At 55.9% G+C, this 23,139-nt stretch carries 22 protein-coding genes and 1 pseudogene; 14 read left to right on the top strand and 9 right to left on the bottom strand.

Features of this window, described 5'->3' with window-relative positions:
• The first annotated feature begins 158 nt into the window (after nucleotides 1-158).
• Together ACOTZC_RS19230 and sstT are read left to right on the top strand one after the other, a co-directional pair.
• Entirely contained in the window at nucleotides 159-1,127 is a 969-nt protein-coding gene (locus tag ACOTZC_RS19230; protein WP_023309283.1) for a TerC family protein, read from the top strand.
• A gap of 261 nt (nucleotides 1,128-1,388) precedes the next feature.
• Nucleotides 1,389-2,630 (top strand): serine/threonine transporter SstT, encoded by a 1,242-nt coding sequence (sstT, locus tag ACOTZC_RS19225; RefSeq protein ID WP_029739668.1) that lies wholly within the window; start codon nucleotides 1,389-1,391, stop codon nucleotides 2,628-2,630.
• 138 nt (nucleotides 2,631-2,768) lie between these two features.
• Here sstT and ACOTZC_RS19220 read toward each other — a convergent pair whose 3' ends face one another.
• Both ACOTZC_RS19220 and uxaC read right to left on the bottom strand, forming a co-directional pair.
• Entirely contained in the window at nucleotides 2,769-4,256 is a 1,488-nt protein-coding gene (locus ACOTZC_RS19220; RefSeq protein WP_126303121.1) for a UxaA family hydrolase, read from the bottom strand.
• A 17-nt stretch (nucleotides 4,257-4,273) separates the two neighbouring features.
• Nucleotides 4,274-5,686, bottom strand: a complete 1,413-nt coding sequence (uxaC, locus tag ACOTZC_RS19215; protein ID WP_421635953.1) for a glucuronate isomerase — start codon at nucleotides 5,684-5,686, stop codon at nucleotides 4,274-4,276.
• Nucleotides 5,687-6,161: 475 nt separating this feature from the next.
• Between uxaC and ACOTZC_RS19210 the strand changes: the two genes are divergently transcribed.
• From ACOTZC_RS19210 to ACOTZC_RS19160, 11 genes and pseudogenes are all read left to right on the top strand, one after another.
• Entirely contained in the window at nucleotides 6,162-7,460 is a 1,299-nt protein-coding gene (locus ACOTZC_RS19210) for an MFS transporter (protein ID WP_029739665.1), read from the top strand.
• 115 nt (nucleotides 7,461-7,575) lie between these two features.
• Nucleotides 7,576-8,352 (top strand): annotated as a pseudogene (gene exuR, locus ACOTZC_RS19205) (transcriptional regulator ExuR).
• A 344-nt stretch (nucleotides 8,353-8,696) separates the two neighbouring features.
• On the top strand, nucleotides 8,697-9,359 hold the full coding sequence (gene yqjA, locus ACOTZC_RS19200; protein ID WP_023309289.1) for a DedA family general envelope maintenance protein YqjA: 663 nt from the start codon (nucleotides 8,697-8,699) through the stop codon (nucleotides 9,357-9,359).
• Between the two features lie 2 nt (nucleotides 9,360-9,361).
• On the top strand, nucleotides 9,362-9,745 hold the full coding sequence (mzrA, locus tag ACOTZC_RS19195) for an EnvZ/OmpR regulon moderator MzrA (RefSeq protein ID WP_023309290.1): 384 nt from the start codon (nucleotides 9,362-9,364) through the stop codon (nucleotides 9,743-9,745).
• A 142-nt stretch (nucleotides 9,746-9,887) separates the two neighbouring features.
• Nucleotides 9,888-10,256 carry a DUF1090 domain-containing protein gene (locus tag ACOTZC_RS19190; protein WP_421635952.1) on the top strand — a complete coding sequence of 123 codons (369 nt, stop codon included), beginning with the start codon at nucleotides 9,888-9,890 and terminating at the stop codon, nucleotides 10,254-10,256.
• 31 nt (nucleotides 10,257-10,287) lie between these two features.
• Entirely contained in the window at nucleotides 10,288-10,593 is a 306-nt protein-coding gene (locus ACOTZC_RS19185; RefSeq protein ID WP_008503141.1) for a DUF883 family protein, read from the top strand.
• A 1-nt stretch (nucleotide 10,594) separates the two neighbouring features.
• The gene (locus ACOTZC_RS19180; RefSeq protein ID WP_014885329.1) at nucleotides 10,595-10,993 is read left to right on the top strand and encodes a phage holin family protein; all 399 of its coding nucleotides are present in this window, start codon (nucleotides 10,595-10,597) and stop codon (nucleotides 10,991-10,993) included.
• On the top strand, nucleotides 10,990-11,286 hold the full coding sequence (locus ACOTZC_RS19175) for a YqjK-like family protein (RefSeq protein WP_014885330.1): 297 nt from the start codon (nucleotides 10,990-10,992) through the stop codon (nucleotides 11,284-11,286). The genes ACOTZC_RS19180 and ACOTZC_RS19175 overlap by 4 nt, the downstream gene beginning before the upstream one ends.
• 248 nt (nucleotides 11,287-11,534) lie before the next feature.
• Nucleotides 11,535-11,927, top strand: coding sequence for a DoxX family protein (locus tag ACOTZC_RS19170; RefSeq protein ID WP_023309292.1), 393 nt, complete (start codon nucleotides 11,535-11,537; stop codon nucleotides 11,925-11,927).
• 71 nt (nucleotides 11,928-11,998) lie between these two features.
• Nucleotides 11,999-12,985, top strand: a complete 987-nt coding sequence (locus ACOTZC_RS19165; RefSeq protein ID WP_023309293.1) for a glutathione S-transferase family protein — start codon at nucleotides 11,999-12,001, stop codon at nucleotides 12,983-12,985.
• A gap of 107 nt (nucleotides 12,986-13,092) precedes the next feature.
• Nucleotides 13,093-13,458, top strand: a complete 366-nt coding sequence (locus ACOTZC_RS19160; protein WP_023309294.1) for a DUF805 domain-containing protein — start codon at nucleotides 13,093-13,095, stop codon at nucleotides 13,456-13,458.
• A 40-nt stretch (nucleotides 13,459-13,498) separates the two neighbouring features.
• Here the strand turns inward: ACOTZC_RS19160 and yhaJ are convergent, their stop codons facing one another.
• Entirely contained in the window at nucleotides 13,499-14,401 is a 903-nt protein-coding gene (gene yhaJ / locus ACOTZC_RS19155; protein ID WP_008503135.1) for a DNA-binding transcriptional regulator YhaJ, read from the bottom strand.
• Between the two features lie 104 nt (nucleotides 14,402-14,505).
• On the opposite strand from yhaJ, the gene ACOTZC_RS19150 reads away from it, so the two are divergent.
• Nucleotides 14,506-15,207 carry a pirin family protein gene (locus ACOTZC_RS19150; protein ID WP_126303123.1) on the top strand — a complete coding sequence of 234 codons (702 nt, stop codon included), beginning with the start codon at nucleotides 14,506-14,508 and terminating at the stop codon, nucleotides 15,205-15,207.
• Nucleotides 15,208-15,297: 90 nt separating this feature from the next.
• Here ACOTZC_RS19150 and ACOTZC_RS19145 read toward each other — a convergent pair whose 3' ends face one another.
• From ACOTZC_RS19145 to tdcA, 6 genes are all read right to left on the bottom strand, one after another.
• Entirely contained in the window at nucleotides 15,298-15,708 is a 411-nt protein-coding gene (locus ACOTZC_RS19145; protein ID WP_023309296.1) for a Spy/CpxP family protein refolding chaperone, read from the bottom strand.
• Between the two features lie 152 nt (nucleotides 15,709-15,860).
• Nucleotides 15,861-18,155: a formate C-acetyltransferase gene (pflB, locus tag ACOTZC_RS19140; protein ID WP_023309297.1), complete on the bottom strand. Its 2,295-nt coding sequence runs from the start codon at nucleotides 18,153-18,155 to the stop codon at nucleotides 15,861-15,863.
• Between the two features lie 15 nt (nucleotides 18,156-18,170).
• On the bottom strand, nucleotides 18,171-19,379 hold the full coding sequence (gene tdcD / locus ACOTZC_RS19135; RefSeq protein ID WP_045403590.1) for a propionate kinase: 1,209 nt from the start codon (nucleotides 19,377-19,379) through the stop codon (nucleotides 18,171-18,173).
• A 30-nt stretch (nucleotides 19,380-19,409) separates the two neighbouring features.
• Entirely contained in the window at nucleotides 19,410-20,741 is a 1,332-nt protein-coding gene (tdcC, locus tag ACOTZC_RS19130) for a threonine/serine transporter TdcC (RefSeq protein ID WP_029739656.1), read from the bottom strand.
• 9 nt (nucleotides 20,742-20,750) lie between these two features.
• Nucleotides 20,751-21,740, bottom strand: a complete 990-nt coding sequence (gene tdcB, locus ACOTZC_RS19125; protein ID WP_213751828.1) for a bifunctional threonine ammonia-lyase/L-serine ammonia-lyase TdcB — start codon at nucleotides 21,738-21,740, stop codon at nucleotides 20,751-20,753.
• 100 nt (nucleotides 21,741-21,840) lie between these two features.
• Nucleotides 21,841-22,761: a transcriptional regulator TdcA gene (gene tdcA, locus ACOTZC_RS19120; RefSeq protein ID WP_008501504.1), complete on the bottom strand. Its 921-nt coding sequence runs from the start codon at nucleotides 22,759-22,761 to the stop codon at nucleotides 21,841-21,843.
• Nucleotides 22,762-23,139: the final 378 nt, after the last annotated feature.

The following is a 23,139-nucleotide window of genomic DNA, read 5'->3' as shown; positions in this document are numbered from 1 at the left end:
ATCGTCATTACGATGCGTTAAACACGCATCCGGTCGCCGGGCAACCTTCGTGGTTGTAAGTGAGACCTTGCCGGAAGGCGAGGTCTATGCATAAAAAGCTAACGGCTATCGTCTTCTGACCATGGCCGTTTTTGTTTTTTATGTGTAAGGAAAATAGTATGCATTCTGTCGGCACTCCAATGTTGTGGGGCGGATTCGCGGTTGTCGTGCTCATCATGCTGGCGATCGACCTCTTTTTGCAGGGACGTCGCGGCGCGCACGGCATGACCATGAAACAGGCCGCCGCTTGGTCGCTGGTGTGGGTCACCCTCTCTCTGCTCTTCTGCGCTGCCTTCTGGTGGTATCTGGCCTCGACCGAAGGCCGCGCGGTGGCCGATCCTCAGGCGCTCGCCTTCCTCACCGGTTATCTGATTGAAAAAGCCCTGGCGGTCGATAACGTCTTCGTCTGGCTGATGCTGTTCAGCTATTTCGCCGTGCCTGCGGCCCTTCAGCGCCGCGTGCTGGTATACGGCGTGCTGGGGGCGATCATTCTGCGTACCATCATGATCTTCGCCGGCAGCTGGCTGATTACCCAGTTCGAATGGCTGCTGTACGTCTTCGGCGCGTTTCTGCTGTTCACCGGGGTCAAAATGGCGCTGGCGAAAGAGGACGGCTCCGCGATTGGCGATCGCCCGCTGGTGAAGTGGATCCGCGGTCATCTGCGCATGACCGACAAGATCGAGAGCGAGCACTTCTTCGTGCGCAAGAACGGCCTGCTGTTTGCCACCCCGCTGCTGCTGGTGCTGATTCTGGTTGAGCTGAGCGACGTGATTTTCGCGGTGGACAGCATTCCGGCGATCTTCGCGGTGACCACCGACCCGTTCATCGTCCTGACGTCTAACCTCTTCGCCATTCTCGGCCTGCGTGCGATGTACTTCCTGCTGGCGGGCGCGGCGGAGCGCTTCTCAATGCTGAAGTACGGTCTGTCGGTGATCCTGGTGTTTATCGGTATCAAGATGCTGATCGTCGATTTCTACCATATCCCGATCGCCATTTCGCTCGGCGTGGTGTTTGGCATTCTGATCGTGACGCTGATTATCAATACCTGGGTTAACCGCCAGCACGATAAGAAGCAGCAGGTGGAATAAAAGGGCTGATGCCCCCACCCCGACCCTCTCCCACTGGGAGAGGGGGAAATGCAATGTAGGCCGGGTAAGCGTAGCGCCACCCGGCACTTTCGTTAATCAATAGTTAAAAAACATGACGCAACACGTAAAATCCAGCATTTTACGCTTCCTTCCTTTCGCGCATTCCCTATACTCGACCAGGCAAACATTTACTTACATCCGGACATAAATGTGACTAAGAGCACATCCGGGATGGAACGCAATTTCACTCAGGAAATACGTATGAGCACACAATCAAGCGGACTGTTCGCGCGCCTGGCGCAGGGCAGCCTCGTTAAACAAATTCTGGTCGGGCTGGTGCTGGGTATTCTGCTGGCGATGGTGTCAAAACCTGCGGCGGAGGCCACGGGGCTGCTCGGGACCCTTTTCGTTGGCGCGCTGAAGGCCGTAGCACCGGTACTGGTTCTGATGCTGGTCATGGCGTCGATTGCCAACCACCAGCACGGACAAAAAACCAACATTCGCCCTATTTTGTTCCTGTATCTGCTGGGAACCTTCTCGGCGGCCTTAACGGCCGTGGTGTTCAGCTTCCTGTTCCCGTCCACGCTGCACCTGACCAGCGCGGCCGGTGACATCACGCCGCCATCCGGCATTGTCGAAGTGCTGCGCGGACTGCTGATGAGCATGGTTTCTAACCCCATCACCGCGCTGATGAGCGGAAACTACATTGGCATCCTGGTCTGGGCGATTGGTCTGGGCTTCGCGCTGCGTCATGGTAACGACACCACGAAAAACCTGGTCAACGATCTGTCCAACGCCGTGACCTTTATGGTGAAGCTGGTGATTCGCTTTGCGCCAATCGGTATTTTCGGGCTGGTCTCCTCTACGCTTGCAACCACCGGTTTCGACGCGCTGTGGGGCTACGCGCAGCTGCTGGTTGTGCTGGTCGGTTGTATGCTGCTGGTGGCGCTGGTGATCAACCCGCTGCTGGTGTTCTGGCAGATCCGCCGCAACCCGTATCCGCTGGTGCTGACCTGCCTGCGCGAGAGCGGCGTGTATGCCTTCTTCACCCGCAGCTCTGCGGCGAACATTCCGGTTAACATGGCGCTGGCGGAGAAGCTGAACCTGGACCGCGATACCTACTCCGTGTCGATCCCGCTGGGCGCAACCGTGAACATGGCGGGCGCGGCAATCACCATTACCGTGCTGACCCTGGCGGCGGTGCATACGCTGGGCATTCCGGTGGATCTGCCAACCGCGCTGCTGCTGAGCGTGGTGGCATCACTGTGTGCCTGTGGCGCATCCGGCGTGGCGGGCGGTTCGCTGCTGCTGATCCCGCTGGCGTGTAATATGTTCGGCATCCCGAACGAGATTGCGATGCAGGTTGTGGCCGTCGGCTTTATCATCGGCGTGCTGCAGGACTCCTGCGAAACCGCGCTGAACTCCTCTACCGACGTGCTGTTTACCGCAGCGGCCTGCCAGGCGGAAGACGCGCGTTTAGCGAAGAATGCCCTGCGCAGTTAAAAACAAAAGCCCGGTGGCGGCTACGCCTTACCGGGCCTACAGGGTAAATGCAAAACGGCAACCAACGGTTGCCGTTTTTAGTGTTTGTACCCTCTCCCCGTGGGAGAGGGTCAGGGTGAGGGCATCAGGCCGCACCGATTAAAGCGTCACACCACTCTTAAAGATCGCCAGCTCGCGGAAGTCGTTCTTTTCGTTACAGGTCTGCTTGCCGTTAGCAAATTCCACGATAGTATCCACGAACTCCGTCAGCAGGTGCGGCATGGCTTTGCCGTGAATCAGCTGGCCCGCATCAAAGTCGATCCAGTGCTTTTTCTTTGCCGCCAGCTCGCTGTTGGTGGCGATTTTCACCGTTGGCACAAAACCGCCGTACGGCGTGCCGCGACCGGTACTGAACAGCACCATATGGCAGCCGGCACCCGCCAGCGCGCTGGTGGCGACCGCATCGTTGCCCGGCGCGCTCAGCAGATTCAGACCGTGGGTTTTCAGGCGCTCGCCGTAGCGCAGCACGTCAACCACCTGGCTCGCGCCCGCTTTCTGGGTGCAGCCGAGGGATTTCTCTTCCAGCGTGGTGATCCCACCCGCTTTGTTGCCCGGCGACGGATTCTCGTAAATAGGCTGATTGTGGGCGATGAAATACTGTTTGAAGTCGTTCACCATGGTGACGGTCTTCTCAAAGGTCTCTTCGTCGCGGCAGTGACTCATCAGAATACGCTCCGCGCCGAACATTTCCGGCACTTCGGTCAATACCGTCGTGCCGCCGTTGGCAATCACGTAATCCGAGAAGCGGCCCAGCATCGGATTGGCAGTAATACCGGAAAGGCCATCAGACCCGCCGCACTCAAGCCCAAACTTCAGCTCGCTCAGCTTGCCCGGCTCGCGCCTGTCGTGGCGCATCACCTCATAAAGCTGGTGAAGCTGCTCAACGCCCGCTTCAACTTCGTCGTCCTGATGCTGGCACACCATAAAATGCACGCGCTCAGGATCGAACTCGCCCAGCGTGTCGCGGAAGGCGTCCACCTGATTGTTCTCGCAGCCCAGGCCAATCACCAGCACCGCGCCCGCATTCGGGTGGCGCACCATGTTTTGCAGCATAGTGCGGGTATTGATGTGGTCGTCGCCGAGCTGCGAGCAGCCGTAAGTGTGGCTGAACAGATGCACGCCGTCAGTGCCTTCGGCATCGTTGGTCTCTTTCAGGAAGCGAGTCTGGATCTGACGCGCAATTCCGTTGACGCAGCCGACGGTCGGGAGGATCCACAGCTCGTTGCGGATCCCCACGTCGCCGCTGGCGCGACGGTAGATCTGCACCTCACGATCCGCCGCCTGACGTTCTTCTGCGGGTAAATCAGGTTGATAGCTGTACTCGTCCAGATCGCTCAGATTGGTGCGGGTATTGTGTGAGTGAATGTATTCACCCGGCGCAATATCCGCCAGCGCATGGCCGATGGGCAAACCGTACTTCACCACGTTCTCCCCTTTCGCAATGGGGATCAGGGCAAACTTATGTCCACGAACGATCGCCTGACGCAGGGTGACGCTCTGGTTATCCATGGTCACCACGTCGCCTTCACCGAGATCCGTCAGCGCGACGGCCACGTTATCCAGCGAATGGATTTTGATGTATTGCATATCAACCTCAAACGGCCTTAGTTCAGATCAATGGCGAAGTAGTCACGCGCATTGTTAAAGCAGATGTTTCTCACCATTTCGCCCAGCAGCTGGATATCCGCTGGCGCTTCGCCTGCGTGCACCCAGCGGCCAATCATCTGGCACAGAATGCGGCGGAAATATTCATGACGGGTATAGGACAGGAAGCTGCGGCTGTCGGTCAGCATGCCGACAAAGCGGCTCAGCAGGCCCAGCTGCGCGAGCTGCGTCATCTGACGCTCCATGCCGTCTTTCTGATCGTTGAACCACCAGCCGGAACCGAACTGCATCTTGCCCGGCATCCCTTCGCCCTGGAAGTTGCCGACCATGGTACCCAGCACTTCGTTATCGCGCGGGTTCAGGCAGTACAGGATGGTTTTTGGCAGCAGGTTTTGTTCGTTCTGTTTGCTCAGCAGTTTTGACAGCTCTTCCGCCAGCGGACGATCGTTGATGGAGTCGAAGCCCACGTCAGCGCCGATCAGTTTGAACTGGCGCTGGTTGTTATTGCGCAGCGCGCCGATGTGGTACTGCTGTACCCATCCGCGACGCGCGTATTCCGCACCGAGGAATACCAGCACCGCCGTTTTAAACTGCGCCACTTCGTGCTCGCTTAAGCCTTCGCCGGAGAGACGACGCGCCAGAATGCTGTCCAGCTCGGCTTCGTTTGATTCCGCAAACAGCACCACGTCCAGCGCGTGGTCAGACACTTTGCAGCCGTGCGCGGCGAAGTGATCCAGACGTTTGGTCAGCGCGGTTTGCAGGTCAGCGAAACGACGGATGTCGGTATCCGACACTTCCGCCAGCTTCGCCATGTAGTCGGTGAAGGTGGCCTGCTCAATGTTGAAGGCTTTGTCCGGACGCCAGCTTGGCAGCACTTTGATATCGAAAGAGGTGTCTTTGGCGACAACGGCATGATGCTCCAGAGAGTCGATCGGATCGTCGGTAGTGCCCACCATCTTCACGTTCATCTGCTTCATGATGCCGCGCGCGGAGAAGTTATCCTGCGCCAGCAGCGCGTTGCAGCGATCCCAAATTTCATCCGCGGTCGTTGGGGAAAGCAACTTGCCGGTGATGCCAAACGGACGGCGGAGCTCAAGATGGGTCCAGTGGTAAAGCGGGTTGCCGATGGTGTGCGGAACGGTCGCCGCCCAGGCGTCAAACTTCTCGCGGTCGGTCGCATCGCCGGTACACAGGCGCTCAGCCACGCCGTTGGTGCGCATGGCACGCCATTTGTAGTGGTCACCCTTCAGCCAGATGTCATACAGGTTTTTGAAGCGATAATTTTCGGCAACCTGCTGCGGCGGTAAATGGCAGTGGTAGTCGAAAATCGGCTGGTCTTTTGCGTAGTCGTGGTACAGGCGGCGGGCAAATTCGGTATCTAACAGAAAGTCTTCGGTCATAAACGGCGTCATTATCGTCTTCCTCATTACGGGAGCGCAGAAAGCGTATGTTCATATGCTGCAAAGTTATCACACCAATTTCCACCAACCGAAGCTTTTTTCGTGAGTGAGATCAATAAACGCCAACAAATAAATTACCCTCAATGAAGTAAACCCTTCTGCAACCCCCGCCAGTACTGGCTTTGCGCGCGACGATTAATGTCCCCACAAAGAATCATACATTTGTGATGTCACTCACCTTTTAAAGCTGTATGACAAGTTATCTTTTCGCCGTCGCAAACTATAAGCCGACGGAATGCATTACCGGTGTGAGAGACATCGGGTTTAACGGTACGGATACCGACTTATGCACGCTTACTTATGGCAAGGTTCGGGCCGTTCCGGGACATGCTCCTGGTTACGCCCCTCCCGTTACACAACTGCTCCCGGAAACGGTTGAGAGGTTGCCGTGCTCTGGCGCGGAAATAACATAACGATGAGGTTTTAGATGCGTAAAATTAAAGGGTTACGTTGGTATATGATCGCACTGGTGACGTTAGGCACCGTGCTGGGCTACCTGACGCGTAACACGGTGGCAGCAGCAGCGCCAACGTTGATGGAAGAGCTGCATATCTCCACGCAGCAATACTCCTACATCATTGCTGCCTATTCCGCGGCTTATACCATCATGCAGCCTGTTGCGGGCTATGTGCTGGACATTCTCGGTACCAAAATCGGTTATGCCTTCTTCGCCATCGCCTGGGCGGTGTTCTGCGGCGCAACCGCGCTGGCAGGCAGCTGGGGTGGACTGGCGCTGGCGCGCGGTGCGGTCGGTGCGGCGGAAGCCGCGATGATCCCAGCGGGTCTGAAGGCCAGCTCCGAGTGGTTCCCGGCGAAAGAGCGTTCCATTGCCGTCGGCTACTTCAACGTGGGCTCGTCCATCGGGGCGATGATAGCGCCGCCGCTGGTGGTGTGGGCGATCGTGATGCACAGCTGGCAGATGGCGTTCATTATCTCTGGCGTGCTGAGCTTTGCCTGGGCGATGGCGTGGTTGGTTTTCTATAAACACCCGCGCGATCAGAAAAAACTGTCTGAAGAAGAACGTGAATACATCATTGGCGGTCAGGAAGCGCAGCATCAGACCAACAACGGTAAAAAAATGACCGTCTGGCAGATCCTGGGCACCCGTCAGTTCTGGGGTATCGCCCTGCCGCGCTTCCTGGCTGAACCGGCCTGGGGTACCTTTAACGCGTGGATCCCCCTGTTCATGTTTAAAGTCTACGGCTTTAACCTGAAAGAGATCGCAATGTTCGCCTGGATGCCAATGCTGTTCGCTGACCTGGGCTGTATCGTGGGCGGCTACCTGCCACCGCTGTTCCAGCGCTGGTTTGGCGTGAACCTGATCGTTTCCCGTAAGATGGTGGTGACCATGGGCGCGCTGCTGATGATTGGCCCGGGTATGATCGGCCTGTTCACCAGCCCGTACGTCGCCATTGCCCTGCTGTGCATCGGTGGCTTTGCTCACCAGTCCCTGTCCGGCGCGCTGATTACGCTCTCGTCTGACGTCTTTGGTCGTAACGAAGTGGCAACCGCCAACGGCCTGACCGGGATGGCCGCCTGGACCGCGAGCACCATGTTTGCACTGGTGGTCGGCGCGCTGGCGGATACCATCGGCTTCAGCCCGCTGTTCGCGGTGCTGGCGATCTTTGACCTGATGGGTGCAGTGGTTATCTGGACGGTGCTGAAAAGCAAATCGGCAGAGGAGCTGGCGAAAGAGTCCATTGGCAAACCGGCTACGCAGAGTTAGCGAAAATACGTTTCAACTAAGCCGCCTCCGGGCGGCTTTTTTAATGGCAAAATCTGGAGAGTGGCACGCAAAAGTGGTATAACAAATCATCTGCCGTACCCTGCCTGGAGCGCATATGGAAATCACCGAACCACGTCGTTTATATCAACAACTTGCTGCGGAGCTGAAAGATCGCATCGAGCAAGGGGTCTATCTTGTCGGTGATAAACTTCCCGCCGAGCGCTTTATCGCGGATGAAAAAAGCGTCAGCCGCACCGTGGTGCGTGAAGCGATTATCATGCTGGAAGTGGAAGGCTACGTTGAGGTACGTAAAGGCTCCGGCATTCACGTGATTTCTAATCTGCCGAAACACTCTCCCATCGCGGACGAAAGTCTGGAATTCGCCAGCTATGGCCCCTTCGAGCTGCTCCAGGCTCGCCAGCTGATCGAAAGCAATATTGCTGAGTTTGCGGCGACGCAGGTGACCAAGCAGGACATCATGAAGCTGATGGAGATCCAGGAGAATGCCCGTAAGGAAAAATGTTTCCGCGATTCAGAGTGGGATCTGCAGTTCCACGTTCAGGTCGCCCTGGCAACCCAAAATACGGCGCTGGCAGCTATTGTAGAAAAAATGTGGACTCAGCGCGTTCACAACCCGTACTGGAAAAAACTGCACGACCATATCGATTCCCGTACCGTTGACAACTGATGCGACGATCACGACCAAATCCTTAAGGCGCTGATTCGTAAAGATCCGCATGCCGCTAAGCTGGCGATGTGGCAGCACCTGGAAAACACCAAGCAGATGCTGTTCAACGAAACCAGCGATGACTTCGAATTTAACGCTGACCGCTATCTTTTTGCCGATAATCCGGTTGTTCATCTCGATACGGCTTCCAGTGCCGCAAAATAGATGACCTTTCTGCTGGCAGGCGCTACGTTGCGCCTTCCGGCTTACAGGAGTAAGCAAAACATATATAGTGTCAGCCTTTGTAAATCCCCTCGCTCACTTCCTGGGCTTACGCCAAAATCAACTCACCCCTGCAAATTCTGTGACGCAGAACGTTGGGCTTTGTTACAATTGGATTCAATTCCTTATTTTGTAAGTTAGTGCTTGCTAACCAGCCAATTAACAGGGAACAGTGTTGGCCACACCGCAATGTGTCCGCGAGCGACCATAATGAAATCACAACAACGTCGCCGTGCTGTTTGTCCCGGATAACAGGCGTGACGTTAACCGATTTCCAGGAACACTGAATGGAACTTTTGACCCAACTGCTGCATGCCCTCTGGGCGCAGGATTTTGAAACGCTGGCCAACCCTTCCATGATTGGCATGCTCTATTTCGTCTTGTTTATGATCCTGTTCCTTGAGAACGGTTTGCTGCCTGCTGCCTTCCTGCCCGGTGACAGTTTGCTGGTGCTTGTCGGCGTGCTGTGTGCCAAAGGGGCGATGGCGTTTCCACACACCATTTTATTACTGACCGTGGCGGCCAGCCTCGGCTGCTGGGTGAGCTATATCCAGGGAAGATGGCTGGGCAATACCCGGATCGTCCAGAACTGGCTCTCTCATCTTCCCGCGCATTATCACCAGCGGGCGCACCACCTTTTCCACAAGCACGGGCTTTCCGCGCTGCTGATTGGCCGCTTTATCGCCTTTGTTCGCACCCTGCTGCCGACCATTGCCGGTCTGTCGGGGTTGAGCAGCGCGCGCTTCCAGTTCTTTAACTGGATGAGCGGCCTGCTATGGGTGCTTATTCTGACGACGCTGGGCTATGCACTGGGTAAAACGCCGGTCTTTATGAAATATGAAGACCAGCTGATGTCCTGCCTGATGCTGCTTCCTGTGGTTCTGCTGGTCTTCGGCCTGATTGGCTCACTGGTTGTCCTGTGGAAGAAGAAATACGGAGCCAGAGGCTAACGATGGTTATCTCACCGCTCGCCCTGCGCCGTTTTGCCGTTGCCGTGATTACGCTGATCGTCCTCAGCGCCATGCTGCTGGCATGGAGCGCGCTTTCGCATCAGGAATCGACGCTGGCCATCCGCCCGGTAAACCAGGGCGCCAGCGTGCCTGACGGTTTTTCTGTCTGGCATCATCTGGACGCGAACGGGATCCGCTTTAAGAGCATTACCCCGCAGGACGACGTTTTACTGATCAAGTTTGATTCCCGTGCGCAAAGTGCCGCCGCGAAAGTGGTTCTCGATCGTACGCTGCCGCACGGGTATATCATTGCCCAGCAGGAAGATGACAGCCAACCTGCAGCCTGGCTGTCATTGATTCGTGATACGTCGCATCGGTTTGGATAACTTCCAGGATTCCGAATCTTTTCACTCACTTTGGTGAATCCCCCGTTTACTTACTATGCTTAAGTACGCGGAGCACCCCTCAATGTACTCCGCATAACTTTGGATAGCGGCAAACGCCGCAACACAATGGAAGGTTTCGATAATGAAATTCCCCATGACTCTGGCTCTGGCCCTTTTTTCTTTAAGCACAGCATCCTTCGCAAACTCTCTCTGTCAGGAGAAAGAACAGGATATTCAGCGTGAGATCGGTTATGCCGAAAAGCATAACAATCAGCACCGTGTTGATGGTCTTAAAAAAGCGCTGAGCGAAGTGAAAGCGAACTGTTCAGACAGCAAGCTTCGTGCCGACCACAAGAAGAAAATCGCTGAACAGAAGGACGAGATAGCCGAGCGCCGTCGCGACCTGCAGGAAGCGAAAGAGAAAGGAGATGCGGAAAAAATTGCCAAGCGCGAGAAGAAGTTGAAAGAAGCGCAGGATGACCTGAAAGCGCTGGAAGCTCGCGATTATTGAGTTAACGGAAATCTCAACAGGAGAGAGAATCATGTCAAAAGATACGACGTCTGAACATCTGCGCGCTGAACTGAAATCCCTGGCCGATACCCTTGAAGAGGTGCTGAACTCCTCTGCTGACAAGTCAAAAGAAGAGGTCAGCAAGCTGCGCAGCAAGGCGGAGCAGGCGCTGAAAGAGAGCCGCTATCGCCTGGGTGAAACCGGTGATGCGCTGGCGAAACAGACCCGCGAAGCGGCTGCCCGCGCGGACGAATATGTGCGTGATAATCCATGGACGGGTGTAGGGATTGGTGCCGCAGTGGGTGTGGTACTGGGTGTCCTTCTGACGCGTCGTTGATATGGAAGATCCTCGTCACGCACAAGGGCCTGCTAACAACGTCCTCGGCATCGGCCAGCGTATTTTAACGACGCTGGTCGGGATTGCCGAAACGCGCGTCCGGCTGGCAGTGGTCGAGCTGGAAGAGGAGAAAGCGAACCTCTTCCAGATGCTGCTGATGCTCGGGCTGACCATGCTCTTCGCCGCATTTGGTCTGATGAGCCTGATGGTGTTAATCATCTGGGCCATCGATCCGCAGTATCGTCTTAACGCGATGATTGCCACCACCGTCGTTCTGCTGGTCGCCGCGTTGATAGGCGGTATCTGGACGCTGCGTAAAGCGCGCAAGTCCACTTTCCTGCGCCATACGCGTCAGGAGCTGGCGAACGATCGCGCTCTGCTGGAGGATGACAAGCCGTGAGCGATAAAGCGGAACGTCAGAAGCGAAAAGCGTACCTGTTAAGTCAGATCCAGCAGCAACGGCTGGATCTGTCTGCCAGCCGCCGCGACTGGATTGACGCGACGCGACGGTTTGACCGCGGCTGGAACACCTTCCTGAGCCTGCGCTCATGGGCGCTGGTCGGCAGCAGCGTGATGGCTATCTGGACGGTTCGTCATCCAAATATGCTCATCCGCTGGGCACGTCGTGGATTCGGCGCCTGGAGCGCCTGGCGTCTGGTGAAAGCCACTTTGCGGCAGCAGCAGCTGCGGTGATACAAAACGGTAACTCAGGTTACCGTTTTTTGTTTTTGCGCCTTCTCCCCGTGGGAGAGGGTTGGGGTGAGACACCAGCGCGCACGTCCCCTTACTCAATATCTTTGAAGAAGATTGACAGTTTTCCTTGCTAACAATTACCACCCGCCCCGTTTATTATCCTCTCCATCGACAGCAACGCCGCGGTATCTACCCGGAATTGCAGACAAATAATGTTCAGCCGCTCATGTGGTTTCCTGGAGAGTAAAATGAAAAAATTAGAAGATGTTGGTGTACTGGTAGCACGTATTCTGATGCCAATTCTGTTCATCGTGGCAGGTTGGGGAAAAATCACCGGTTATGCGGGTACCCAGCAGTATATGGAAGCCATGGGCGTTCCGGGGTTCCTGTTGCCGCTGACCATTCTTCTTGAGTTCGGCGGCGGCCTGGCGGTACTGTTCGGCTTCCTGACCCGTACCACCGCGCTGTTTACCGCAGGCTTCACCGTGCTGACAGCGTTCATCTTCCACAGCAACTTTGCGGAAGGCGTGAACTCTCTGATGTTCATGAAAAACCTGACCATCGCGGGTGGCTTCCTGCTGCTGGCCGTCACCGGCCCGGGTGCATACAGCATCGACCGCGTTCTGAATAAGAAGTGGTAAGCACGCTATACTGAATAAACACAAAGCGAGGAGACATCTCCTCGCTTTTGCTATCTGACGGAGGAGAAAAAATGGGACAACTCGTAGACGGCGTATGGCAGGATGTCTGGTATGACACCAAATCCACCGGAGGTCGCTTCAAGCGCTCAGTTTCGGCCTTCCGTAACTGGCTGACCGCCGACGGCGCGCCAGGCCCGAGCGGCGAAGGCGGCTTCGCGGCTGAGAAAGACCGTTATCATCTTTATGTTTCCCTTGCCTGCCCGTGGGCACACCGCACGCTGATTGTGCGCAAGCTTAAGGGTCTCGAATCCTTAATTCCGGTTTCGGTCGTGAACCCGCTGATGCTGGAAAACGGCTGGACGTTTGACAGTGATTTCCCCGCGGCGACCGGCGACGATCTTTACCACCACGATTTCCTTTACCAGCTCTATCTGCGCGCCGATCCTCACTACACCGGGCGCGTTACCGTGCCGGTGCTGTGGGACAAGAAAAACCAGACGATTGTCAGCAATGAGTCTGCGGAAATCATCCGCATGTTCAATACCGCGTTTGACGCGCACGGCGCCCGTGCCGGAGATTACTATCCGGCTGAGCTGCGTGAGAAAATTGACGAGCTGAACAGCTGGATTTACGACAACGTCAACAACGGTGTCTACAAGGCCGGTTTCGCCACCAGCCAGGAAGCGTATGACGAAGCGGTCGGAAAGGTGTTTGAATCACTTGAGCGTCTGGAGCAGATCCTGGGCCAGCATCGCTACCTGACGGGCGATCGCCTGACGGAAGCGGACATTCGCCTGTGGACCACGCTGGTTCGCTTCGATCCGGTCTATGTCACCCACTTTAAGTGCGACAAGCACCGCATCAGCGACTACCTGAACCTGCATGGTTTTCTGCGCGACATCTACCAGATGCCGGGTATTGCCGACACGGTCGACTTCGACCATATTCGCACCCACTATTTCCGCAGCCACAAGACCATCAACCCGACGGGTATTATCTCCATCGGCCCGTGGCAGAACCTGGAAGAACCGCACGGGCGCGACGTGCGTTTTGGATAAATATTAAGGGCATCGATGGATGCCCTTTTTTAATTCACAATCTCCATCTATCCTTACCTCGATCGCTTAGAAAACAAGTGATTGACTGACTAATGAGGCAAGGAAAAATGGACTGGTATTTAAAAGTACTGCGTAACTACATTGGATTTGGTGGCCGCGCCCGCCGCAAAGAGTACTGGATGTTCGTTCTGGTGAACTTCGTCCTGATTATGGTGCTGGGCATCGTGGATAAAATTCTTGGCTGGGAGCGGGCTGGCGGTGAAGGCGTACTGACCACCATTTATGGCCTGTTAGTCCTGCTACCATCGTGGGCGGTACTGTTCCGTCGGCTGCACGACACCGATCGTTCAGCGTGGTGGTTACTGCTGCTGCTGATCCCGCTTGTTGGCTGGATCGTGATTTTGATTTTCAACTGCCAGAGCGGCACGCCGGGCGAGAACCGCTTTGGTCCGGATCCGAAGCTCGACGCATAAATAATGGCCCGGTGGCGCACAGCGATCCGGGCCTATATCCTTATTTATTGTGGTGGGCAAAAAGCTTCGGAATTTCGCGTAGACACCAGGATTTGGCTTCGCCCATGCTGTCGCGGCGCCACGCCATAATGATATCCACTTCGCTGGTGTATTCCGGGCTGACAACGCGCAGTCGCCCTTCCGCAATATCTTTCTCCACAAACGGGTACGGCATCGTCGCCACGCCCAGACCGGCCAGCAGCGCCTGCCGTTTGTCTTCCAGCGAGGTCACCGTCAGGCGTGGCTGCTTATCCAGCAGCTGCACCGTCAGCACCGGACGCTCGCGCGCGGTATCCGCTACCGCCACGCCGCGATACTTCACGCGCGTCACTTCAGAGAGCGGCTCCGGCTCCTGGTGAATCGGGTGATTGGGTGCGGCAACATAGACGTTCATCACGCTGTAGAGCTTGCGCGAGTTGATTTCCGATGAGGAACGGAAGTGCATGTCCGGCGCAATCACAATATCCGCCCTGCCCGTCTCCAGACGTTCCCACGCGCCTGCCAGCACCTCGGTGATGATTGACAGCTGCGTATTGGCCTTCGCCGCCAGGCGGTCCACCAGCGGGAACAGCGCTTCAGTCGGCACCAGCGCTTCGGTAACTAACGTCAGATGGGTTTCCCAGCCGCGCGCCAGCGCTTCGGCGTCCGTCGTGAGCTTGTCCGCCGCTTCCAGCAGCACGCGGCCGCGCTCCAGCAGCATTCGCCCCACGTTGGTGAACTTTGTTCGATGACCGGAGCGGTCAAACAGCACCACGTCCAGCTCTTCCTCCAGCTTCTGCATGGTGTAGCTTAGCGCAGACGGAACGCGCCCCAGCTCATCTGCCGCCGCCGCAAAACTGCCGCGCCGGTCAATCGCGTCCATGACGCGAAGCGCCTCAAGCGTCAATGCTCTCTCTTTAGCCATCTCGTTCTCATTCAGGAAATTTGAACATACCGGGCAGAATATCTGGCTAACAATGCAGCGTCCATACCTTTACCATTGTTTTAGTGTAAAGAGAGGTCAAGTTTATGATTACGACAAGAACAGCTAAACAGTGCGGACAAGCCGATTTCGGTTGGCTGCAGGCCCGCTACACCTTTTCCTTTGGACACTACTTTGACCCTAAACTCCTCGGTTACGCTTCACTGCGCGTGTTGAATCAGGAAGTGCTCGCCCCTGGCGCCTCCTTCCAGCCGCGTACGTACCCGAAAGTCGATATCCTGAACCTGATCCTGGAAGGCGAGGCAGAATACCGCGATAGCGAGGGCAATCATGTCCAGGCAAAGGCTGGCGAAGCGTTGTTAATTTCCACGCAGCCGGGCATCAGCTACAGCGAGCATAACCTCAGCAAAGATAAAACGCTGACCCGTATGCAGCTGTGGCTGGACGCCTGCCCCGAGCGGGAAAATCCGCTGGTACAGAAGTTAGATTTAACGGGCGATAAGCAGCAGCTGATTGCATCGCCGGACGGCAGTAAAGGTAGCCTGCAGCTGCGCCAGCAGGTGTGGCTGCACCATATCGAAATGAAGAAAGGTGAACAGGCGAGCTTCCAGCTTCATGGTCCGCGCGCCTATTTACAGTCTATTCACGGTACGGTACATGCGGTGACGCACACGGAAGAGAAAGAAGCGCTCACCTGCGGCGACGGGGCGTTTATTCGTGATGAAGCGAATATCACCCTGGTGGCGGATACGCCGCTTCGCGCGCTGCTGATTGATTTGCCGGTTTAAAGAATGCCCCCACCCTAACCCTCTCCCAATGGGAGAGGGAACCGATCGAGCCACGGCAGAATCATCCGGCGCCGTATGCAACGTACGAAATCACTCTGCCAGCGCGTTAGCCATATCGGTTCTAATCTGCTTACGCTGTTCCGGCGTCAACACCTGGCTGACGTCGAAGTAATATTTCACGCGGTAATAGCGGGTCTGCTCTTCAATTTTGCTAAAGGCAGCAAGCTGGCTTTTCACCGTGCTTTCGTCCCATTTACCCGCCTGGAACATGTCGATCAGCGCGCCGTCCTTCACTCCCGTCATCGGGATCTTGCTGACATTTTGTTCCAGCTGCTTATGCAGATCTTCAATCTTCTTAACCTGCTCATTGCTGAGCTTCAGGTGCTGTACCAGCGGATCCTGCGAGGGAGACGGGGCAGCCTCAACGTTCGCGGCCTGTACCGTAAAACTGCACACTGCCAGCGAGGCGGCGACCAGCGCAATACGGGTCATTTTCATCATCTTACTGTCCTTACATGCTGTGATAGGGAAAAGCAGGCGTATTGTTTTTCAAGAGCGGATGAATATGTGTGAGTAATTATATAAACAATTTTGTATGTTTAGCGGGCAAAAAAATGCCCCCAGGGTTGAGGGGGCATGAGACCTAAATGTCGTCAGATTGATTGCGTAAACGTCCTCGAAATCACATCCTGCTGCTGCTCGCGCGTCAGCGCATTAAAACGCACCGCATAGCCTGAAACGCGGATCGTCAGGTTCGGGTAATTCTCGGGATGCGCAATGGCATCGAGGAGCATTTCCCGGTTCATGACGTTGACGTTCAGATGCTGCCCGCCCTCAATGGACGCTTCGTGATGGAAGTACCCGTCCAGCAGCCCCACCAGGTTGGTTTTGCGCACCAGCTCGTCCTTGCCCAGCGCCTGCGGCACGATGGAGAAGGTGTAGGAGATCCCGTCTTTCGCATAGGTGAACGGCAGCTTGGCCACCGACGTTAGCGAGGCTACCGCCCCTTTTCTGTCGCGGCCGTGCATCGGATTCGCGCCTGGCGCAAACGGCGTGCCGCCGCGGCGTCCGTCCGGCGTGTTCCCGGTCTTCTGGCCGTATACCACGTTGGAGGTGATAGTCAGGATCGACTGGGTTGGCACCGCGTTGCGGTAGGTTGGCAACGCCTGAATTTTCTTCATAAAGCGCTCCACCAGGTCGCAGGCGATGCTGTCCACGCGGTCGTCGTTGTTGCCGTACTGCGGATAGTCCCCTTCAATCACAAAATCGACCGCCAGACCGGTGTGGTCGCGCACCGGCTTCACCGTGGCGTATTTAATGGCCGACAGGGAATCCGCCGCCACCGACAGCCCGGCAATTCCGCAGGCCATGGTGCGATAGACGTCGCGGTCATGCAGCGCCATCAGCGAGGCTTCGTAGCTGTACTTATCATGCATGTAGTGAATGAGGTTCAGGGCGCTGATGTACTGCACCGCCAGCCAGTCCATAAAGTGATCGAGGCTCGCCATCACGGTGTCGTAATCCAGCACGTCGTCCAGCAGCGGCTCGGTTTTCGGGCCGACCTGGATCTTCAGCTTCTCGTCCACCCCGCCGTTGATCGCGTACAGCAGCGTTTTGGCGAGGTTGGCGCGCGCGCCAAAGAACTGCATCTGCTTGCCGATCACCATCGGGCTGACGCAGCAGGCAATGGCGTAGTCGTCGCTGTTGAAGTCCGCACGCATCAAATCGTCGTTCTCATACTGCAGCGAAGAGGTGACGATCGACACCTGAGCGGCGTATTTCTTGAACGCGATCGGCAGTTGTTCAGACCAGAGGATCGTCAGGTTCGGCTCCGGCGCAGGCCCCATGGTGTGCAGGGTATGCAGATAGCGGAAGCTGTTTTTGGTCACCAGCGTGCGCCCGTCCAGCCCCATGCCGCCGATCACTTCCGTCGCCCAGATTGGATCGCCGGAGAAGAGCGTGTCGAACTCCGGCGTGCGCAGGAAGCGCACCATGCGGATCTTCATGATGAAGTGGTCGATCAGCTCCTGCGCCTGGACTTCATTCAGGCGCCCCGCCTGCATGTCGCGTTCAATGTAGATATCGAGGAACGAGGCCGTGCGCCCCAGCGACATCGCCCCGCCGTTCTGGGATTTCACCGCTGCAAGGTAGGCAAAATAGACCCACTGCACCGCTTCCTGGGCGTTCATCGCCGGACGTGAGATATCAAAGCCGTAGTTCGCCGCCATCTGCTGGATCTGCAGCAGCGCGCGCCTGTGCTCCGCCAGCTCTTCACGCAGGCGGATCGTCGCCTCCAGATCTTCACCGCGCTCCAGCCTGCCCTGCAGATCGGCAAACTGAAGTTCGCGCTCGCGCACCAGATAAGCGATCCCGTACAGCGCCACGCGGCGATAGTCACCGATGATGCGTCCGCGCCCGTAGCCGTCCGGCAGACCGGTCAGCACGCCGGATTTACGGCAGCGCATCATCTCCGGGGAGTAGACGTCAAACACTCCCTGGTTGTGGGTTTTGCGCAGGTCGGTAAACAGGTATTCAAACTGCGGATCCATCTCCCGGCCATAGGCTTCGAACGAGCTGCGGATCATGTTGATCCCGCCATACGGATGCAGCGCGCGCTTGAGCGGCTTATCGGTTTGCAGGCCGACGATCGTCTCCAGATCCTGGTCGATATAGCCCGGCCCGTGGGCCGTAATGGTGGTGGCAATGTTGGTGTCAAAATCCACCGGGGCGTGGGTGGCATTCTCCTGGCGAATGCCGACCATTACCTTCTGCCACAGCGCCGTCGTTGCTGGCGTCGCCTGCGCGAGGAAAGCTTCATCGCCTTCATAAGGGGTGTAGTTATGCTGAATAAAATCGCGGACGTTGACGGCGTTTTTCCATTCTTCACCGCGAAACCCGGCCCATGCGTCGCTGTAGGGCGCGACGCCCGTATCGATTGTTACTTTCATGTGTTTCTCGCTTTATCAGGCGTAAGCCGCGGCCGGGGTAACCTTCCCAAGACGGAGGGCGTCCAGCGCGATCATTTTTTCTTCGTTGGTAGGGATAACCGCGCAGGCCACGCGGGACGATTCGGTGGAGATCACGCGCTCACCCGCGCTGCCCGGCAGGGCATTTTTGTCGTCGTCGAGGATGATGCCGAAGACTTTCAGATGTTCCGCCACCAGCGCGCGGACAAGCTTCGAGTTTTCGCCAATACCGCCGGTAAAGACCACCCCATCCAGGCGGTGCAGCGACGCCGCGTGCCCGGCGATATGCCGCGCAATGCGGTGAACGAAGGTATGGATAGCCAGCTGCGCCCGCTCGTTGCCTTCGTGCCAGGCTTTCTCCAGCGTACGTAAATCGGAGGAGATGCCGGAGATCCCCAGCAGCCCGGACTCTTTATTGACCACGCGCTCCAGATCCTCGAACGACTGGCCGGTCTGCTGGGCAATCCACGCCATCGCGCCGAAGTCCACGTCGCCGCAGCGCGTCCCCATTACCAGCCCTTCCAGCGGCGTCATCCCCATCGAGGTGTCGACGCTTTCGCCGTTGCGCACCGCGCAGATGGAGGCTCCGTTGCCGAGATGGGCAATCACCAGGCCGCTGTCATCGGGGGACAGCCCGAGAAGCGTATGCGCCTGCGCGGCCACGTAGCGGTGAGAGGTGCCGTGGAAGCCGTAGCGGCGCACGCCCAGCTCTTCAAAATAGCGGTACGGCAATCCGTACAGATACGCCTGCGGCGGCAGCGTCTGGTGGAAGCTGGTATCAAATACCGCCACCTGCTGCACGCCCGGGAACAGACGCTCTGCGGCTTCCACGCCGCTCAGGTTGGCGTAGTTATGCAGTGGCGCCAGCGGGGAAACCTGTCGGATCTGCGCGATCGCCTCTTCCGTGATCAGGGTCGACTCGCTGAAGAGATTTCCCCCGTGCGCAATGCGGTGGCCAATTAAGGCCACGCTGCTCATCAGGTTACGCTTCTCCAGCTCCAGGGCGATGGCAGCCAGCGCCCCTTCGTAGTCCTGGTGAGCCAGTCTGGCTGGCTCACCCCCGTTCACGGAAATAAAGGCCTTCTCGGTGTTGATCCCATCTGCAATGCCCGTCATCAGGGCATCGCAGCTGCTGGCGTCGAGCACCGAAAACTTAACAGAGGACGATCCGCAGTTAATTACCAGTACAACCGGAAACTCAATCATCATGTGACTCCGCTCTTCCTGAGCAATGGGTTAGAACAGTTTGTAAACGATATTCAGAATGGTCAGCAGCCCGACCGCGGTAACGAAAATGTTCTCGGTACGCCCTTTGTACTTCGCCAGCGCCGGTGCTTTGCGGATGGCATACATCGGCAGCAGGCACAGCAGAGAGGCGATGATTGGTGCGCCCATGGCTTCAATAAGGTCCAGAATGTTCGGGTTGGCGTAGGCCACAACCCAGGTGGAGCCCATGATGAACACCATGCTGATGGTGTTCAGCTTGCCAACGGAGACTTTCTTCTTATCGCCCTTGTAGCCGAACTTGAGGATCAGGCCGTTCAGCCCTTCCAGCGTGCCCAGGTAATGACCGAAGAAGGATTTGAAGATAGCGACCAGCGCGATGATGGAGGCACCGTATTCCAGTACCGTCGCGAACGTCGATTTGGTGCCAGACATTGACGCAAAGTGGTTCGCCAGGTAAGAGAGCACCGGAATGTTCTGCGCCTTAGCGTCCGCCATGTTCTGCGGAGAGAGCGTAAACAGGCAGCTAAAGGCGAAGAACATCACCACGGCCACCATCAGCAGGCTGGCGCGACCGATGATTTTGGAACATTTCTGCTCGGTGAACGCTTTCCCGAACTCCGGCTCGTACTCTTCGCGCTTGGAGACCACAAACGAGGAGACGATAGGCGAGAAGTTGAAGGAGAAGACCATGATGGAGATACCCAGCCACACCGTGACCAGAATGCCGTCATGACCGGTGAAGGCGATATCGCTCAGGTTGACCTGGTCAATCACCGCCGAGTTCCAGTAAGGGATCAGCGACAGGGAAATCAGCACCAGGCTGGCGATAAACGGGAACACCAGGAAGCTCATGACCTTCACCATCAGGTCTTTACCAAACCAGATAACAAAGGCCATCAGCAGCAGCAGGAACAGCGCCACCACGCCGCGGTTCAGCGCAGGTAGCTGGAGCTGGTTTTCCCAGAAGGTCATAAAGGTGTTGGTAATGGTGACGCCGTAAATCCACAGCAGCGGGCAAATAGCGAAGAAGTAGAGGAAGGTGATCACCACCCCGCCGGTTTTTCCAAAGTGCTCTTCCACCGTTTCGGTGATGTTGCCCGAGACGTTGCTGCCGGAGAGGCACAAACGCGCCAGCGCGCGGTGGCAGTAAAACGCAATCGGGAACGCGAGAACCAGCATCAGCAGGATAGGGATCAATCCACCAAAACCTGCGCGAATGGGGAAGAACAGCACGCCTGCGCCAATGGCGGTACCAAACAGGCCAAGCGTCCAGGTGGTATCAGACTTACGCCAGGAGGACGTTTTTGTCTGGCCAACGATAATGCTTTCTGTGTTGCTCATAGGTCACCTTTATGCGTCAACGAAGCCGGTAATTTGGGAAACACGGGAGAGATCGATATTGCCGCCGGAAATAATGCAGACGGTTTTACGACCCTGAATATAGCGATCGAGCTTGCCGCTTAATAACGCGGCACAGGCCAGCGCGCCGGCACCTTCCGTCACCACTTTATTACGCTGAATAAGCGCGATCATGCTGTCGCGAATGTTGTCTTCGCTGACCAGCACAATGTCATCAACCAGCTCGCGAACAATTTCGAACGGTAAATTACCGGGGCGAGAAACATCACAGCCGTCGGCCAGCGTGCCGGTAACGCGATGGCTCATTATTTCTCCGGCCTGATACGATGCCGCCATGCCGTGAACATTTTCTGACTGCACGCCGATGATATTAATGGTGGGGTTGATGGATTTAATTGCCGTCGCAATCCCGGCAATTAAACCGCCGCCGCCGATAGGCACAATAATGTTATCCACGTCGTATAAATCTTCGAGAATTTCCAGACCGATGGTGCCCTGCCCGGCGATCACTTTGGCATCATCGTATGGCGGAATAAAAATACGCCCTTCCATCTCGACGATTTCGCTGACTTTGGCAATGGTGTCGTTGAAGTTCTCGCCGTGCAGCACAACTTCCGCCGAGTAGTCGCGCGTCGCGGCCACTTTAGACTTCGGCGCGCCCATCGGCATCACCACTTTGCCGTCGATGCCGAGCATCGCGCAGGAGAGGGACACACCCTGCGCGTGGTTCCCTGCGGAGCAGGCGACAACGCCTTTGCGTTTTTCAGCGTCGGTCAGCGAGCTTAATTTGTTAAACGCGCCGCGGATCTTAAACGAGCCGGTACGCTGCATGTTCTCAAACTTCAGGAATATTTCGCCCTTGCAGCGTTCGCTAAGATAATTCGAGCGCGGCATACCGGTTTTATATATTTTTCCTGCCAGTCGTTTTCTGGCGTCCTGAATATCTTCAATCGTTACCGGGAGATCGTAGGTAATATGCATAATATCCTCGTTATAATAATTCATTCTTTTCAGGCAAAGTCAGGGTATCAGAGCGTTACAGAGATAAGCTCTGGGTGTTTTTAAAATGATTACTCATTATTCATCGTCGTCTTTCGATATTCATCGACGAATACTGTTTTGCCAGCTCAACTAATACTGACGCCGATTTTTTAATCCTGTAATTTTTTGACCACACGGCGGCATAACGCGCCACGGGTAATTCATCTTCCACGGGCAGCACAATAAACTGGTCGGAACCGAACGGGGCAATCATGTCGCGGGGAATGACCGTCAGATAATCGGCATTCAGCACGAGGTTATAAATGGTGACGACGGAATCGGTCTGGACGATGTTTTCGATGCTGATGTGGTTGTCTTGCAGAGTAGTCAGAAGTTCTTTGTAGTAGCCCATATCGGTTTGCGGCATCACCCACTGCTCGTGCGTGAGCGATGCCAGTGTCGTCGGGCCGGTGCACGTTCGCGTTTTGCTGGCGACCAGCACAAACTCGGACTCAAACAGCGGTTCGACGTGCAGATCCTGCAGCAGCATTTCATCGCTTAGCGTGCCAATAGCGAAATCCAGACGACCGTCGCGAATGGCCGGAAGGAAAGATGAGAGCTGGGCTTCATACATCGAGACGCGTGCTTTCGGGAACACTTCCTTGAATTTTTTGATCATCTCGGACAGGAAGGTAAAGCCGATCAGCGACGGGTAGCCAAAGGAGACGTCCATGACGGTGCTGAAACTCAGGCTGTTAATCTCACTCACCATGTTTTTCATTTCGCGGGTGATCGACTCTGAGTACGAGAGCAGGACCTGGCCCGCGGCAGTGAGTTTTACGCCGGTGTTTTTACGCACCATCACTTCCACGCCGAAGTAGGACTCAATATCGCTGATGATTTTGCTGACGGCGGGTTGCGTCAGGCCAAGCTGTCTTGCTGCAGAACCTATGGAGCCACTCTTAATGACTTCCTGAAATACCACGAGGTGCTGTGTTTTCGGTAGAATAATAGTGTTCATAATATTCTGCGCTTATTTCCCTATGACGGAGCGGATTCTACCTAATAGTGTTTAAGGGGGTATGTGCTGTCACTCACAATTTGCTTTTCCGCACGCTTCACAGGATCAACGAAAACCAAAAAACTCATTTATTATCAATAATATGAATAAATACGACCACGCCATTACGCTGATATCGATCAATAAAAGCAGTAGTAATAAATTTATTTTATGGCGATAACCTTGATAAATTTCTCAGCGTTAAAAAAATCAATAAAGACGATCTTTCAGGCAATTAAAGACCAATAAATAACCGCTATTTGTTTGAAACATTCTTTCAATTTATTAAATTTTTCCGATGCAAATTTTCAGGTTTGCGGAAAAGAGTGGAATTCGTCA

The organism is Enterobacter cloacae complex sp. SHL009 (genome assembly GCF_049237205.1).
GTDB lineage: Bacteria > Pseudomonadota > Gammaproteobacteria > Enterobacterales > Enterobacteriaceae > Enterobacter > Enterobacter cloacae_M.
The sequence above is the reverse complement of the archived record's forward strand: the minus strand, read 5'-3'. Positions and strand labels throughout refer to the sequence as shown.

Excerpts from the sequence above, each read along its gene's own strand:
- tdcA (WP_008501504.1), bottom strand. The coding sequence starts at position 22,761 with ATGAACACTATTATTCTACCGAAAACACAGCACCTCGTGGTATTTCAG.
- yhaJ (WP_008503135.1), bottom strand. The coding sequence starts at position 14,401 with ATGGCTAAAGAGAGAGCATTGACGCTTGAGGCGCTTCGCGTCATGGAC.
- ACOTZC_RS19180 (WP_014885329.1), top strand. The coding sequence starts at position 10,595 with ATGGAAGATCCTCGTCACGCACAAGGGCCTGCTAACAACGTCCTCGGC.
- ACOTZC_RS19170 (WP_023309292.1), top strand. The coding sequence starts at position 11,535 with ATGAAAAAATTAGAAGATGTTGGTGTACTGGTAGCACGTATTCTGATG.
- ACOTZC_RS19150 (WP_126303123.1), top strand. The coding sequence starts at position 14,506 with ATGATTACGACAAGAACAGCTAAACAGTGCGGACAAGCCGATTTCGGT.
- ACOTZC_RS19220 (WP_126303121.1), bottom strand. The coding sequence starts at position 4,256 with ATGCAATACATCAAAATCCATTCGCTGGATAACGTGGCCGTCGCGCTG.
- ACOTZC_RS19190 (WP_421635952.1), top strand. The coding sequence starts at position 9,888 with ATGAAATTCCCCATGACTCTGGCTCTGGCCCTTTTTTCTTTAAGCACA.
- ACOTZC_RS19165 (WP_023309293.1), top strand. The coding sequence starts at position 11,999 with ATGGGACAACTCGTAGACGGCGTATGGCAGGATGTCTGGTATGACACC.
- pflB (WP_023309297.1), bottom strand. The coding sequence starts at position 18,155 with ATGAAAGTAACAATCGATACGGGCGTCGCGCCCTACAGCGACGCATGG.
- ACOTZC_RS19160 (WP_023309294.1), top strand. The coding sequence starts at position 13,093 with ATGGACTGGTATTTAAAAGTACTGCGTAACTACATTGGATTTGGTGGC.
- sstT (WP_029739668.1), top strand. The coding sequence starts at position 1,389 with ATGAGCACACAATCAAGCGGACTGTTCGCGCGCCTGGCGCAGGGCAGC.
- ACOTZC_RS19185 (WP_008503141.1), top strand. The coding sequence starts at position 10,288 with ATGTCAAAAGATACGACGTCTGAACATCTGCGCGCTGAACTGAAATCC.
- uxaC (WP_421635953.1), bottom strand. The coding sequence starts at position 5,686 with ATGACGCCGTTTATGACCGAAGACTTTCTGTTAGATACCGAATTTGCC.
- tdcD (WP_045403590.1), bottom strand. The coding sequence starts at position 19,379 with ATGATTGAGTTTCCGGTTGTACTGGTAATTAACTGCGGATCGTCCTCT.
- tdcC (WP_029739656.1), bottom strand. The coding sequence starts at position 20,741 with ATGAGCAACACAGAAAGCATTATCGTTGGCCAGACAAAAACGTCCTCC.
- tdcB (WP_213751828.1), bottom strand. The coding sequence starts at position 21,740 with ATGCATATTACCTACGATCTCCCGGTAACGATTGAAGATATTCAGGAC.
- ACOTZC_RS19210 (WP_029739665.1), top strand. The coding sequence starts at position 6,162 with ATGCGTAAAATTAAAGGGTTACGTTGGTATATGATCGCACTGGTGACG.
- ACOTZC_RS19230 (WP_023309283.1), top strand. The coding sequence starts at position 159 with ATGCATTCTGTCGGCACTCCAATGTTGTGGGGCGGATTCGCGGTTGTC.
- ACOTZC_RS19145 (WP_023309296.1), bottom strand. The coding sequence starts at position 15,708 with ATGATGAAAATGACCCGTATTGCGCTGGTCGCCGCCTCGCTGGCAGTG.
- mzrA (WP_023309290.1), top strand. The coding sequence starts at position 9,362 with ATGGTTATCTCACCGCTCGCCCTGCGCCGTTTTGCCGTTGCCGTGATT.
- yqjA (WP_023309289.1), top strand. The coding sequence starts at position 8,697 with ATGGAACTTTTGACCCAACTGCTGCATGCCCTCTGGGCGCAGGATTTT.